This window comes from Heterorhizobium halophytocola (assembly GCF_017873095.1).
Taxonomy (GTDB): domain Bacteria; phylum Pseudomonadota; class Alphaproteobacteria; order Rhizobiales; family Rhizobiaceae; genus Allorhizobium; species Allorhizobium halophytocola.
The window spans coordinates 466,974-481,632 of record NZ_JAGGJU010000003.1 but is presented as its reverse complement, the minus strand read 5'-3'; the positions used below and the strand labels follow the sequence as shown (position 1 = coordinate 481,632).

Below are 14,659 nucleotides of genomic sequence, written 5' to 3'. Positions count from 1 at the left end.
TCTCGACTAATTCATCATCGAGTGGGGCTATGCCAGGAGGCCTGCTTTTGTCACGTAGGAGGCCATCCACACCTTCGGACATAAACCGCTCTTGCTAGCGCCAGACGCAGGTTTTGGATTTGCCAGTTTCCTCCATGATGGCCACAGTTCCAAAGCCATCTCCGCTCATGAGGATGATCCTCGCTCGCCACACATGCTTCTGTGGCGAGCTGCCAGCGGCTACAATGGCTTCGAGCCGAGCACGGTCGGCAAGTGTAACGTCGAATGTGATCCCGGTACGCATGAGATACTCTCGCATATCCGGGACACCATAGGAATCCGAAAAATGGACTCTTTCGTTTCGATCAATCCACTAGCGGCCAAAGGGACGGATTTGGCCGGTCGTCGACCGTTCATCCCCGTTGATGTCGTCGTCCTCGATCTCGTCGTCTTCTGGCGGTCACGGGTTCATTCTAGCCTTTATCGCTTCCGCGACACGGGGCCCAAGCTTGAAGGAATGCGCTTCGCGCGGTTGTTTCTGGTAGACGTCGCCATCTTCCCTGGCCTCCACGTAGCCGGCGTCGACATTGAGAGCAAAGAGCTGGGCCTGTCGGTATTCCGGGCTGTCCTTTTCTATCAGCCCTTCGTCCAGGCGTTTTTTCAGACTAAGCTGATAGTTATGCGCGTTTTCATGCACCACCAGGTCGATCACCGCGAAGAGGTCGTCCATCTTGCCCGAGGGATGGGTGTTGATCCTGATCACGTGCTGCCGATCGGCGTAATAGGCAGTCATGTTGGAAGCCTCCTCGTAGGGCTCCAGTGCCACCATCGGCATGCCATAAATCTTGCATTGTGCCGCCAGCGTCCGGCGCAGCAGCTGTAGACGCTCCTTGATCGACTTTCCAGGCCAGCTCTCCTGTGCGGCCATGAGTTCTTCGTCTGCAGCGATGCTGGTGATCAACGCGCTTTCGCGGGTCTCGTCCAGGGCGGTAAATGCCGGATCCGGCTCGATCGCGGCGTAAAGCTTGCGCTGCGCCGCCCGCTCGGCCGTCGAGAGGCCGGCTTTTCCGGCCTGAAGATCCTTCAGGAGCTGGAGCTTGGTGTCGAACGACTGTTGGCGCAGCTCTTCGCCATCGCTGGCTTCGATTGTCTTCACCGCATTGGCGGCAGTCTCCTTGGCCTTCTTGAGCGCCGCGCGATAGACTGTTTCGCCCCCGCCAAGGATGCTCTTCACGACCTTGGCGTTAGCCGCATTGTCGAGCGCCTTTGCAGCTTGCAGGGCGGTCCGCTGACAAGCCTCGATCGCCGCGTCGTCGAACACCGCGTAGGCCGCCTCAAGCCGGACTTTCGAGTCGAGCAGCGCCTTGCGCAATTTGGCCAAGTCAGGTGTTAACGGCAGGATCTCCAGGGATTTTTCAACGATCCCGTCAACCTTGGTCTTCATCCCGAATTTTTTCTTCCGCAGGGGCGTGTACTCCCCCTCGAGTGCAATAACCTCCCTTGCCGCGTCAACAAGTTCTTGCCAAGTGCGCCCCGCATCTTCATAGCGGTGTTGTTTGTACGCCTGATGGTAGTCCGTCGACACCGCGTCGAACAACCATCTCCGCTTGCTCAGTTCCTGGGTGCAGCCTGGTATGCCGGAAGCCTTCTTAACCAGCTCCCGGTCTTGCGCCGACCGGCCGGCGTCGAACCGCTCACGCGCGTCCTCAACCCTGGCCCTGGCCGTCACATAGTGTGCGTCGAAAGGTGCAAGCCGTTCACACACCGCCTTCATCTCCCGTAGCGTCGCGGTGGCCTTCTCCCAGAGCCCCTCCGCGCGCTCCCCCTTCAGCTGGGCGTCAAGCCCTGTCAGCGTCTGGTGATCGGCCGAGATGGTGGGCAAAACCGTGGGATCATAGGCCATGGCACCGTCGATCCGCGGTCTGGCGTCCCGTTCGGCACTGAAGAATTTGTCCTTTAATACCTGGTTCCGCTGTTCCACCTCCGGCTTTTTCGCAATTATCGTCTCGGCACACGCAAGGACCTCCTGCGCCGCTTTTTGCGCCTCCCCGTAGCGGGACTGCTTCTTGAGGGTCGACACCTTGGCCGTGGCGGCCTGCAGGGTCTCTTCTTCCTGATCGAGCAAGGGCCGGTTCGCTTTGATCAAGACTCGTGCTTCACCATATGCCTGCTGGGCGCGTTTTTGTTTCTCGTCGAAGGCCGACTTCGCTGCCTTTGCTTGCGCTGCCTCAACGGGTTCGCGGGCCAACACTGCCGCGACCGCTTGCGCGTAGTGTTCGAGCTTCTCCTCCCAATCCTCCTCGCCGCCGTTGCTTGCCTTTTGGAAAGCTGCGAGGGCGTCCTGCATCTTGCGGTAAAGCACCAAGCCTTCCTCAGTCATCGGCTTGATGGCCCCTGCCGCTGCCTGGTCTGTCTTCCGCTCAGAGAAAGCCGCTCTGGAATCATCGCGTCTCATCTCTCGTGCCTTTTCCTGCTCTTCGATTTTTGGGGCCTGCCGTTTGAGCGTGCGGCTGTACGCTTCAATCTCTTTCAAAGCGAAACTCAGCCTGCCTTCCTCGACATGGTCCGAAATCGCGGTCAAAGCCTTTCGGATTTGCGCCTGCCACTTCGCCTTTTCAGGTGAGATCGCCGGATTTTTGAGCGGAATTCGACAGACCTGCAGTACCTTCCTGTATTGCTGCAGTTGGTCATTTTGTCCGTCTGCCTCATCCCGAAGTGCGATGATCTGGTCGAGGATGCCGCCCGCCGCTCTGGCAGCGCCTTCCATGGCAACCCAGTCGCGATCGAGGCGAGCCTTGTCGGCCGCTTGCAGATCGGCGAAAGCCCGTTCCCAGAGTTTGAAAACCTCAGGAAGGGTTACCGGGATCTCTTCGGCGATCTTTCTTTTTGCCCGGGCCTCTTGCAAGGCCGCGAAAGCCTGCCGATCCCGTTCCTTGCTGTGGTCGACTGCGGGAAGTCGATCCAGCAGCCTTTCGGCCGACAGCCGCGCGATGTCGATTTGCCGGATCGCCTGTGCGTATTGTCCGTCCAACTGCGCCTTGTGAAGCACCTCGTCCTGCCTCTGAAAATTCTCGAAGGTCGCCTGCAAGCTCTTGTCAGGATGATATACGGCGCGGGCACGGGTCAGGATCGGCTCGACCTTTGCCAGTTCTTTCTGGAATGCCATGATCGGGGCGATTTCCGCCATAAGGTCGGCGGTCGTGCTCGCGATATCCGCCAGCATGTCGGTCGCGTCATCAAGTTTGTCGTCTCTTTTCAGCAACAGTTCGAACTGGCGGCGCTCGGCGGCAAGCTGCTCCCACAGCTTGCGGATTTTGTTGCTCTCATGCTTGAAGGCATTCAAGCGCATGGCACGCGTAACAAGCGCGCCGTGTCTCTCCTGGAGGTTGCGGCGCCTCCGCTGCTGTTGGGCGTCGGGCTCTGCTTTCGACCGACTGGTGGCGTCCATTTTGCGCCGTTTTTCCAGACGCGCCGCCAACCGGGCCATGGTTTCATCGGTTGGCGGCGTGTCAATGGAGAAATTGGACGGCTCTGCGCGTTTTGCCTCATCCGCGGCCTCTTCGCCGTCGTCGTCAAGCGCTCGTCCCTGCTCATCCAATAGTTCGATCCGCATCGGGACGTCGATGACTTTCAGAAATGCGCGGAGTCCGGTGGCGATGCCGCCCGACGGCTTGCCCTCGCATGTCAGGCTCATCGTATTGCCTTCGATCGTGACTTTGCCGAAGGCGGATCGTGTCGTCTTGGCCCGCGCCCTGGACACCTGCAGGAGCGCCTTGCCTTTGCCGCTGCGCGCACTGAGGGATAAAAGCGTATCCTCCGGGCTCTTGCCGAGCCATACGGCGAACGACATCTGCTTTTTTCGCGCCGTCGGGATCAACCTTTTCAGTGTCTTGATTTCGTTGGCATCTAGCGGCATGGACCGGACTCTCTATACAGGGCGATGGCGCGGCGATGTCCCCGATAGCGGTGCTGGCCTCCTCGATCTCGATACGCCGGCGCATGGCCCCGGCGGTTGCCCAAAGCTCGATCCCAGTCCCGCCCCGCGGTCGTGCGCGCTGTGGCATGGTTGGTGCGTGGCGCCAGCAGTCCGCAAGCAGGACGCGGCGATGACGGACACGCGAGGAAAGCGTTTACATCGGAAATGTCGCGACAGGCCGAATGCCGGTCCGCATCTGCGCCCACAGAACAGGGATTGGCACGCGAACGCGATCCGATCCCCATCGGGCTGCGGCAAGGCTGAAAGCAGGGAAGGGCGATGGGCCGGCAAAAACGCGAACAGGCGCTGGCGGAAGCGGTGGGATTCGAACCCACGGTACGGTCTCCCGCACGCTGGTTTTCAAGACCAGTGCCTTAAACCACTCGGCCACACTTCCGTCGATCGCCGCATAGCTTGACGCTGTGCCTGATGCGACGTGAACCGGTCAACCGTCGCCGAAGCACGGTTTAGCCTCCGGACTTTCAGTTCGATATCCGGTCCCACCCAGGTTTTCAAGCGGCGACCAGGGCCGCCCGGAGCCTGTCGGGCATGCAGGCGCTTATGGCCAAACCGCGCCCGCTTTGCAAGCGCCGTTTCACCGAGCGCGACTTTCAAGATCTGCCGCCGCGATATCGCCCGAATCAGCAGCATAAGTCGTTTACGAATTACTAACTATGGACGGCTAATCTCACTGCCAACGGCAGATTGGCCTGACGATCGTAGGATGTTGTCAAAGCGCGACCCTTCCTGTAGGAACGAGCTTACGGATAACCTTGTGTCAGCCATTTTATGCAGCCGATTTCTCGGGATCGGCTGCGGATTTGAGACGAAGCGGGGACGATGAAGGACTTGCATAAACGTGGGATGAGAGCGGCTTCCGTAGCGGCTCTCTCGGTAGCCTGCATGGCCACCGCATCGTGTACCACCACCACGAACGCACCGAAGAAACACGCCTCCAAGGAACATTTCTCCGAATCGGAATATGGCGTGAAGGCCAGCCCAAAGGTTGCCAGCAATGGCAAGATGCCGCGCGGCGGCGGGCGCTACCTCGTCGGAAAGCCCTATGTGGTCAAGGGCAAGACCTATTATCCCAAGCTCAACCCCGACTACGAGAAGACCGGCCTTGCCTCCTGGTATGGCGACGCCTTCCACGGCCGCAAGACCGCCAATGGCGAGGTCTACGACCAGTATTACCTGTCCGCCGCAAGCCCGACAATGCCGCTGCCGAGCTATGCACAAGTCACCAATCTCGACAATGGCAGCTCGGTCGTCGTGCGCGTCAACGACCGCGGCCCGTTCCATCGCGGCCGGATCATGGACGTCTCGGAAAAGACCGCCGAACTGCTGGACATGAAGACGATCGGGACCGCGCATGTGCGGGTCAAATATGTCGGCCCCGCGCGGATGGACGGTCACGATCTGCCGTATCTGATGGCCTCCTACACGCCGGGCCCGAATGCCGCACCGCAGGTACTGCCGAACGGCAGCGTCACGCCGGGCGTCATGGTCGCATCCAACACGACCAATCTCTCCACCGAATTCGAGACGCCGCCGCCTGCCGCCGCCGTGCCGGGTGCGGTTCCCGTGCCGCTGGCCGAGCCCGACCGGGTGCGCGTCGCCAGCGCCTATCTGGCGGTACCGACAGACGGAACGACGGCGGCCTTCGACCAGTTCGCCACGCTGCCGGAAACCGGTCCCTATGTCACGGAACGGCCGGACCGCTTCGCAGCGATCTCGCCGGCAGGTTCGCTCGTCGCAGCCTACGCGGAATCCGATGCCGCGGATGGCAGCGATGCCTTCGATGCCATCCTGGTGCGCGACAACCGGTTGACCCAGGACGCGATCCGGGACTATGCCCGCCGTCACGATCAGGCCGCGCTCTGAACCGGCCTGGCCGGCCGATCGTCGTCAACATGCCGCAGCGGACCGAACGCATGCCTCCTCGTCTTGCCGTTCCCGCAACCTTCATCCTGTGTCTGCTGACCGCCTTTCCGGCTGCAGCAGCGGTGATCGGCGACTTCCAGCCGAAGGCCGGAAACGTCCTGCTGATCGAGGCCTCCACCGGCACGGTGCTGCTGTCCAAGGATGAGGATGCCATCATTCCACCGGCGTCGCTGACCAAGATGATGGTGGCGGACGTCGTGTTCGAGGCGCTGAAGAGCGGCGAAATCACACCCGACACGACCTACAAGGTCTCCGAGCATGCCTGGCGCACCGGCGGTGCGCCGTCGCACACCGCGACGATGTTTGCCGCGCTGAAATCCGAAATCCGCGTCGAGGACCTGATCAAGGGCGTCATCGTCCAGATGGCCAATGACGGCTGCATCATCCTGGCAGAGGGGATGGACGGATCGGAGGCGAAATTCGCCGCGCGGATGACGGCCAGGGCCAAGGAACTCGGCCTTGCCCACACCGCCTTTGCCAATGCGACCGGGCTTCCCGCTCCGGGCAACAAGACGACGATCGCCGACATGGTGAAACTCGCCCGGCATCTGCAGGAAACCTATCCGGATTTCTACCAGATCTATGCGCAGCCCGATTTCGAGTGGAACAAGATCTTTCAGCGCAACAAGAACCCGCTGCTGAGCCATGGGCTCGGCGTCGACGGTCTGGTGACCGGCTATGCCGAGGAGGCGGGCTATGGCCTCGTGGTCTCCGCCCTGCATGACGGCAACCGGTTTTTCCTTGGCCTGAGCGGTCTCGACAACGAGGCCGACCGGCGCGACGAGGCCGACCGCATCCTGCGCTGGGCGGAGGGTTCGTTCGAGCGCCGCCGCGTGTTCCAGGCCGGCGACGTCGTCGGCCAGGCCAGCGTCTATGGCGGGGCGAGCGGCGATGTCGATCTTGCAGCCGATGGTCCTGTCGATGTCTTCGTGCCGGCCAATGATCCGGCGCTGCTCGATGCCAGGATCGTCTATCACTGGCCACTCAAGGCGCCGGTCGCCAGGGATGCCGCCGTCGGGCGGCTGCAGATCTCGCTCAACGACCATGTGCTGCGCGAGGTGCCGCTGAAGACGATCGAAACCGTGCCGCGGGGCAAGCTCTGGCAGCGCTCGCTGGATGCGCTGGTCGAAGGGCTTTTCTTCTGGCTATGAGCCGGTGGCGCAGGCTTGAGGATGCTTGCCGCGTGGACCGGCCCGCCATCTTGGGTTAAACAGACGCTAGACGATCGAAACGGGTTTTTGAGTGCTGGTAAGGGCAAATGCAGGGCAGGGGCGTGTTCATAACATTCGAAGGCGGTGAAGGGGCCGGAAAATCCACCCAGATTCGCCGCCTTGCCGACAGTCTGCGCCGCGCCGGCCACGAGGTGCTGACCACCCGCGAGCCCGGCGGCTCGCCAGGGGCCGAGGCATTGCGCCACGTGATCCTGTCGGGCGGTGCCGAGGCCTTCGGCGTGCGCATGGAGGCCATGCTTTTTGCCGCCGCCCGCAACGACCATGTGGAAACGGTCATCCGTCCGGCGCTGTCGAAGGGCTTCATCGTGCTCTGCGACCGGTTCATCGACAGTTCCAGGGTCTATCAGGGCGTCACCGGCAATCTCGAACCGCAATTCATCGACGCGCTGGAGCGCGTGGCGATCAACGGCGTGCTGCCCGACATCACGCTGATCCTCGATCTTCCGGCCGATCTCGGGCTGGCACGGGCCAAGGCACGCAGCGCCCGCGGCAGCGGTGCGAACGAGGCCCCGGACCGCTACGAGCGCGAGGAGGTGGAGACCCACGAGACGCGGCGTCAGGGCTTTCTCGACATTGCCAGGGACAATCCCGACCGCTGTCACGTCGTCAACGCGGCCGGCGACCCCGACCAGGTGGCGCGCGATATTCTGGCCGTCGTCGAGCCGAGACTGGCATCGCGGCGTGACGCACCGGCCAAAGAACCGGCAAGCCTGTCATGAGCGAACTTCGCCCAGGCGTGCTCGAAGGCGCGATCGCGCCGGTGCTCAACACCGTGCTCCACGGCCATCAGCAGGCCGAGCAGTTCCTTGCCGAGGCCTATCGCTCCGGCAAGTCGCATCATGCGATCCTGCTCGAGGGGCCGGAGGGCATCGGCAAGGCGACGCTCGCCTTCCGTTTTGCCAATCACGTTCTGTCGCATCCAGACCCCGAACAGGCGCCGGACCGTCTTGCCGACCCCGATCCGGCATCGCCGGTCAGCCGGCAGATCGCCAGCGGCGCCAGTCACAACCTGCTGCATCTGACCCGGCCGGTCGACGAAAAGACCGGCAAGGTGAAGAGCACGATCACCGTCGATGAGGTGCGCAAGGCCGGGCATTTCTTCTCGCAGACCTCCGGCAGCGGCAATTGGCGGATCGTCATCATCGATCCGGCCGACGACCTCAACCGCAACGGTGCCAATGCGATCCTGAAGATCCTGGAGGAGCCGCCGCGCCGTGCGCTGTTTCTGGTGCTGTCGCATGCGCCGGGACGGCTGTTGCCGACGATCCGCTCGCGCTGCCTGCCGCTCAGGCTGAAACCGCTGTCGGACGAGGCGATGCGCGCGGCGCTCGACCATCTCGGCTTTGCGCTGCGCTCGGACGAGGAGGCACGCGCCGTGCTGAAGATCGCGGACGGCAGCGTCGCCCGGGCGCTGAAGATCATCAATTACGGCGGGCTGGACATCATCGCCGCGTTCGACAAGGCGATCGACGGAGAGGGCCCCGCCCGCCGCAAGGCCATGCATCAGCTGGCCGACGCACTCAGCGGTCGCGACAGCGATGCGGCGTTCAACTTCTTCACCGAGCATGTCGGCGATTTCCTCAGGCAGCAGGCCCGCGCCGCAGCGCTGGACGGCCGGCTCGATCTCGCCAACCGGTTTGCCGGGCTGGTTTCGGCCATCGACGAACGGTTCACGGTGGCGGGTGCCTACAATCTCGACCGCAAGCAGACCATTCTCGACGTGATGAGCGAAATCGCGGCCTGATATTCCGGCTGGCGGTCAGCCGAGAATCATCTTGGCGCCGACCAGGATCAGGGTGGCGGCAAGCACGCGCCGGACGATCAGTTCGGGCATGCGCGGCGCGATGCTGCTGCCGAGGATGATGCCCGGCACCGAGCCGATCAGCAGCGACACCAACAGGATCCAGTTGATCTCCCCGATCATCCAGTAGCCTATGCCGCCGACCAGCGTCAGGGGTATGGCATGGGCGATATCCGAGCCGACAATGCCCTGGATGGGGATCATCCTGTAGAGAAGCAGCAGGACGGTGACGCCGATCGCGCCGGCACCGACCGAGGTCATGGTGACCACGACGCCGAGGAAGAGGCCGAGCAGAACGGTGAGAGCGGCAATGCGGGTCGCCGACATCGGTTTTGCCGACAGGGATTTTGCCGACCCAGGCCTGCCGGCCAGGCTGAAGGTCGAGATGCGACGCCCGAGCAGCAGCACCAGCGCGGTCAACAGCAGCATCCAGCCGAGCGCGCCTGTCAGCAGCGACACGGCCTGGACGCTGTGCCGATCGACGCCCGACATCAAGAACAGGGTGACGGCGGCAGCCGGGATGCTGCCTGCGGCGAGCAGTCCGACCATGCGCCAGTGGATCTGTCCGTGCCGGTGGTGGACGGCGGCCCCCGCCGTCTTGGTGATCGCGGCATAGAGCAGGTCGGTTCCGACCGCCATCACCGGATGAACGCCGAAAAACAGCACGAGAAGCGGCGTCATCAGGGAAGCGCCGCCTACGCCGGTCACGCCGACCAGCAGACCGACAAAAAATCCTGTGACCGAGTAGAGCGGTTCGAAGGTGTCAATGAACGACAAAGAGCATCCCCTTGGCGAGCCGAACCCGGCTGACGGAGCCGCTGTTTAAAAAACGGCCCGCCTTGCAGATTCCATCCATCGGGGGGTAGGGGGCCGGGCGCGGTCTGTCAAGCTTGCGCCACCCGCCGAAACGCCTGCCCGCGGCGCGGGAATCGACCGCCCGGTGTCAAACTACATGTTTCGCAAAGCAGCAACATGGGTTAAGAGCGGCAGGACATGATGCAGGGAAGCTCGTCTAAGGCTCGTCGATGAAAGATACCTTCTATATTACCACCGCCATTGCCTATCCGAACGGCAAGCCGCATATCGGCCACGCCTACGAGCTGATCGCGACCGACGCGATCGCCCGGTTCCACCGGCTGGACGGCAAGGATGTGTTCTTCCTGACCGGCACCGACGAGCACGGTCAGAAGATGCAGCAGACGGCGCGGGCCGAGGGCATAGAGACGTCGGAACTGGCACAGCGCAATTCCGACGAATTCCGCGCCATGGGCGCGCTGCTGAACGCCTCCAACGACGATTTCATCCGCACCACCGAAGAGCGCCACCACGAGACGTCGCGGGCGATCTGGAAGCGGATGGCCGACAATGGCGACATCTACAAGGACAGCTATGCCGGCTGGTATTCGGTGCGCGACGAGGCCTATTACCAGGAAGACGAGACCGAATTGCGCGCAGACGGCGTGCGCTACGGACCGCAGGGCACGCCGGTCGAGTGGGTCGAGGAGGAGAGCTATTTCTTCAAGCTCTCGGCCTATCAGGACAAGCTGATCGCGCTCTACGAGAACGATCCCGACTTCGTCGGCCCGAGCGAACGCCGCAACGAGGTGATGTCCTTCGTCAAGTCGGGGCTGAAGGACCTGTCGATCTCGCGTACCACCTTCGACTGGGGCATCAAGGTGCCAGACGATCCGAAGCACGTGATGTATGTCTGGGTCGACGCGCTGACCAACTACCTGACGGCGACCGGCTATCTTACCGATCCTGAGAATGCCCGGGCGAAATACTGGCCCTGCGACGCCCATATCATCGGCAAGGACATCATCCGCTTTCACGCCGTCTACTGGCCGGCCTTCCTGATGTCGGCCGGCGTGCCGCTGCCCAAGCGCGTCTTTGCCCACGGCTTCCTGCTCAACAAGGGCGAGAAGATGTCGAAGTCGCTCGGCAATGTCGTCGGCCCGAAGGAACTGGTCGAACATTTCGGTCTCGATCCGATCCGCTATTTCCTGATGCGCGAAGTCTCCTTTGGCCAGGACGGCAGCTATAGCGAAGAGGCGATCGGCACCCGCGTCAACGCCGACCTCGCCAACGGTATCGGCAATCTCGCCAGCCGCTCGCTGTCGATGATCGGCAAGAATTGCGATGCCAAGGTCCCGGTCTGCGGCGATCTCACCGAGGCCGACCGCGCGATGCTCGCCTCCGTCGACGGGCTGATCGACATTGCCCGCGAGGAAATGGCAAAGCTCCACATTCACAAGGTGGTGGCGGCGATTATTGCCGTGGTGTCGGAAGCCGACCGCTATTTCGCCGGCCAGGAACCCTGGGCGCTGAAGAAGACCGATCCGGCCCGCATGGCGACCGTGCTCTACGTGACGGCGGAAGTGGTGCGCCAGGTGTCGATCCATCTGCAGCCCTATGTGCCGGCCTCGGCCGCCAAGCTGCTGGATCTCGTCGCCGCTCCGGACGATGCTCGCGATTTCGCAAGCCTCGGCGCGTCCAACCGGCTGGTTGCCGGCACGCCGCTTCCGACACCGTCGCCGGTCTTCCCGCGCTATGTCGCACCGGAACCGAAGGGCTGATATTTCGTATGCTTATCGATACCCATTGCCATCTGGACTTTGCCGATTTCGACGATGAGCGCGACGCGCTGATCGCGCGGGCGCACCAGGCCGGCGTGAAGCAGATGGTGACGATCTCGACGCGGGTGAAGAAGCTCGAGACGCTGCTGGCGCTGACGGATCGCTATCCGAGCGTGTTCTGCTCGGTCGGCACGCATCCGAACAATGCCGGCGAAGAGCTGGACGTGACGACCGACGATCTGGTGCGGCTGTCGCAGCACCCGAAAGTGGTGGCGATCGGCGAGGCGGGTCTCGACTATTTCTACGACACGCAGACGCCGCAGGACCAGCAGACCGGGTTTCGCCGGCATATCGCCGCCGCCCGGATCACCGGTCTGCCGCTCGTCATCCATGCGCGCAGCGCCGACGACGACATGGCCGCCATATTGACGGAGGAAGCCGGGAAGGGGGCCTTCCCCTTCATCCTGCACTGCTTTTCGGCCGGCGAAGCGCTGGCAAAGACCGGTATCGAGCTTGGCGGCTACGTGTCCTTCACCGGCATCCTGACCTTTCCCAAATCGACCGAACTGCGCGAGATCGCCGCCGGCATTCCGCTCGACCGGCTGCTGGTCGAGACGGACGCACCGTATCTGGCGCCGAAGCGCTGGCGTGGCAAACGCAACGAGCCGTCCTATGTGGTGAACACCGCCGAGGTTCTGGCCGAGGTCAAGGGCGTCAGCTACGACGAGATCGCGGCGATCACCACGGAAAATGCCTTGCGTGTCTTCTCGAAGATGCCGAGCCTGTAAGGTCATGGAGTACCGCCGTCGTTTCACCATTCTGGGCTGTTCGTCGTCACCAGGTGTGCCGCGGATCACCGGAGACTGGGGCGCCTGCGATCCGTCCAACCCGAAGAACAGGCGCATGCGGGCGAGCCTGCTGGTCGAGCAGATTGCGCCGGATGGCGCGCAGACGACCGTGGTCGTCGATACCGGGCCGGATTTTCGCGAACAGATGATCGCCGCCCGGGTGCAGCGGATCGACGCGACGCTCTATACCCACGCGCATGCCGACCACCTGCACGGGATCGACGATCTGCGCGGCTATTTCCATGCCCAGCACCAGGCGATCCCGATCTATGCCGAGCCGGAAACCATGCGCCGCATCCGCGCCGGTTTCGGCTATTGCCTGCACACGCCTGAAGACAGCAGCTATCCGCCGATCGTCACCGCCAATCTGATCGAGGATCTGGACGCAACATTCGCAATTGAAGGGCCGGGCGGTGCCATCGGCTTCCTGCCATTGAAGCAGCAGCACGGCGACATCATCTCGCTCGGCTTCCGGATCGGCGATTTCGCCTATTGCAGCGATGTCAGCGCGATCCCGGAGGAAACCGCGAAAAAACTTGCCGGACTGGGCGTGCTGGTGATCGACGCGTTGCAGTACAAGCCGCATCCAAGCCATCTGTCGGTCGACCAGGCGCTGGCATGGATCGAGAGGCTGAGGCCGAAGCGCGCCATCCTGACCCACATGCACACGCCGCTCGACTACGATACGCTGATGGCCGAGACACCGCCGCATGTCGAGCCGGCCTATGACGGACTTTCGCTGGAAATGGCTGTTTCGGCCGACTGATCAAGGCGATTGCGAGATTTACGAAGACGGCAGATCAGCCGGGCTTCACAGCTATCTGAAGCGTCACGCAAATGTGCGCCGGAGATGGCGCAGAGAGACGAAACGGGAGTAGCCACATGATCTGCATCTTCATCCAGGTTCGCTGCCGGCCGGGCAAGACCTACGACGTCGCCGACCGGATCTATGAGAAGGAAGTCGTCTCGGAGCTCTATTCGACCAGCGGCGAATACGACCTGATCGCCAAGGTCTATGTGCCAGAGGACGCCGATGTCGGCAAATACGTCAACGACATCTTCTCCGACATCGATCACGTCGACCGCACGCTGACGACGTTGACATTCAAGGCATTCTGATCGGCATTGGGGCTGAGATCGAGGCGGAAAGCCCGGATTTCGCGGCTTTCGGCATATCGTTTAGTTCCATAATCTATCTTATGTGATCATCGGATGTAAGAGGGGTACATTCTATTTCCAAGTGCGACATGCCAGTAATTTCACGAGATGGCCCGCCAGCTCGGGCGTCATCGTTCAACCATCTACCGCGAGATCAGGCGCAACGCGTTCGTCGACAAGGTCGTCCCGGATCTGGATGGCTACTACCGTCACAGCGCACGACATGGCTTGCTCGTGACGGGCCAAGCTCCGGAAGCTGGTTCGCTTCGCAAATGTGAGGCAGTCTGTTGTCGAACGGATCAAGCACGGTTGGTCACCACAGCAGATCGCCGGAAGGATGCGTCTGGAGCGGCATCCGATCTCGGTCAGTCACGAAACGATCTACAAGTTCGCATACTCGTCTGACGGCCAAGAGATCAAGCGAGGACGGCACCTGCCGGAGATCGGGCGCAGCGGCGGCGACCGCGACTGAAGGCCCGTGCGATGCCCTCTTAGTGCGACTGTGGGAACCGGTGGCCGATATGGTATCGTCACCACATGTCAGCGAGCAGCCGCTACAAATTCCAGAGGGTGACGCCGGCCGATTTCGGGCGGCTGGCGGCGTGGCAGTCGCGACCGCATGTCCGCGCGTGGTGGGATGCGGCCGAGCCCTTCAGCGCGCAGAAGCTGCAAGACCTGCGGGTCAGCCGATGGATTGTCTCGATAGCGGAACGCCCCTTTGCCTATCTGCAGGACTACACGGTTCATGGCTGGGACAATCATCATTTTTCCGCGCTCCCGAAGGGCTCCCGGGGTATCGACCAATTCATCGGCGAGCCCGACATGATCGGCAAGGGCCATGGCCCCGCCTTTATCGCGCAACGCCTGCAGGACTTGTTCACCGCCGGTGCTCCGGTCGTTGCGACCGATCCCCACCCGGAAAACGCCCGCGCCATCTCGGCCTATGAAAAGGCAGGTTTCACGGTCTTCGGCCCGGTTCAGGAAACGCCCTGGGGCCCGATACTGCCGATGCAGGCCAGTCCTTAGGCACGCGCGATTGCGATCCACCGTCGACGCTAACCGGCGCGCCCTCTCCCAGACAATCATGGACCGCGGTCGATCTCGGGGGCGCGCAAGCCTTCAATTCCTGCTTGCAAGTGTCGCGG

At 62.4% G+C, this 14,659-nt stretch carries 11 protein-coding genes, 1 tRNA gene and 2 pseudogenes; 10 read left to right on the top strand and 4 right to left on the bottom strand.

The features are described from left to right. The 3 genes and pseudogenes from J2Z17_RS07805 to J2Z17_RS07795 all read right to left on the bottom strand — a co-directional run. Positions 1-283, bottom strand: a pseudogene (locus J2Z17_RS07805) (helix-turn-helix domain-containing protein); the annotation flags it as partial. Between the two features lie 156 nt (positions 284-439). Continuing rightward, positions 440-3,895, bottom strand: a complete 3,456-nt coding sequence (locus J2Z17_RS07800) for a hypothetical protein (protein WP_209943744.1) — start codon at positions 3,893-3,895, stop codon at positions 440-442. 367 nt (positions 3,896-4,262) lie between these two features. Further along, a tRNA-Ser gene (locus J2Z17_RS07795) sits at positions 4,263-4,352 on the bottom strand. Positions 4,353-4,795: 443 nt separating this feature from the next. Here J2Z17_RS07795 and J2Z17_RS07790 point away from each other — a divergent pair. From J2Z17_RS07790 to J2Z17_RS07775, 4 genes are all read left to right on the top strand, one after another. Then, positions 4,796-5,839 (top strand): septal ring lytic transglycosylase RlpA family protein, encoded by a 1,044-nt coding sequence (locus J2Z17_RS07790; RefSeq protein ID WP_209943743.1) that lies wholly within the window; start codon positions 4,796-4,798, stop codon positions 5,837-5,839. Between the two features lie 50 nt (positions 5,840-5,889). After that, positions 5,890-7,050 carry a D-alanyl-D-alanine carboxypeptidase family protein gene (locus J2Z17_RS07785; RefSeq protein ID WP_209943742.1) on the top strand — a complete coding sequence of 387 codons (1,161 nt, stop codon included), beginning with the start codon at positions 5,890-5,892 and terminating at the stop codon, positions 7,048-7,050. 107 nt (positions 7,051-7,157) lie between these two features. After that, positions 7,158-7,850 (top strand): dTMP kinase, encoded by a 693-nt coding sequence (gene tmk / locus J2Z17_RS07780; RefSeq protein ID WP_209943741.1) that lies wholly within the window; start codon positions 7,158-7,160, stop codon positions 7,848-7,850. Further along, the gene (locus J2Z17_RS07775) at positions 7,847-8,875 is read left to right on the top strand and encodes a DNA polymerase III subunit delta' (protein WP_209943740.1); all 1,029 of its coding nucleotides are present in this window, start codon (positions 7,847-7,849) and stop codon (positions 8,873-8,875) included. The genes tmk and J2Z17_RS07775 overlap by 4 nt, the downstream gene beginning before the upstream one ends. Positions 8,876-8,890: 15 nt before the next feature. Here J2Z17_RS07775 and J2Z17_RS07770 read toward each other — a convergent pair whose 3' ends face one another. Beyond that, entirely contained in the window at positions 8,891-9,709 is an 819-nt protein-coding gene (locus tag J2Z17_RS07770; RefSeq protein ID WP_209943739.1) for a sulfite exporter TauE/SafE family protein, read from the bottom strand. Between the two features lie 248 nt (positions 9,710-9,957). Here J2Z17_RS07770 and metG point away from each other — a divergent pair, with 248 nt between their 5' ends. The 6 genes and pseudogenes from metG to J2Z17_RS07740 all read left to right on the top strand — a co-directional run bounded on the left by metG (position 9,958) and on the right by J2Z17_RS07740 (position 14,540). Then, a complete protein-coding gene (gene metG, locus J2Z17_RS07765) occupies positions 9,958-11,508 on the top strand; it encodes a methionine--tRNA ligase (protein ID WP_209943738.1) in 1,551 nt (516 codons plus the stop codon). A gap of 8 nt (positions 11,509-11,516) precedes the next feature. Further along, complete coding sequence (locus tag J2Z17_RS07760) at positions 11,517-12,296, top strand: TatD family hydrolase (protein ID WP_209943737.1); 780 nt, start codon at positions 11,517-11,519, stop codon at positions 12,294-12,296. Positions 12,297-12,300: 4 nt separating this feature from the next. Beyond that, on the top strand, positions 12,301-13,122 hold the full coding sequence (locus tag J2Z17_RS07755) for an MBL fold metallo-hydrolase (protein WP_209943736.1): 822 nt from the start codon (positions 12,301-12,303) through the stop codon (positions 13,120-13,122). Positions 13,123-13,238: 116 nt separating this feature from the next. After that, positions 13,239-13,475, top strand: coding sequence for an Lrp/AsnC ligand binding domain-containing protein (locus tag J2Z17_RS07750; protein ID WP_209943735.1), 237 nt, complete (start codon positions 13,239-13,241; stop codon positions 13,473-13,475). Positions 13,476-13,619: 144 nt separating this feature from the next. Beyond that, a pseudogene (locus J2Z17_RS07745) lies at positions 13,620-13,982 on the top strand (transposase); the annotation flags it as partial. A gap of 69 nt (positions 13,983-14,051) precedes the next feature. Continuing rightward, entirely contained in the window at positions 14,052-14,540 is a 489-nt protein-coding gene (locus J2Z17_RS07740; RefSeq protein ID WP_209943734.1) for a GNAT family N-acetyltransferase, read from the top strand. Positions 14,541-14,659: the final 119 nt, after the last annotated feature.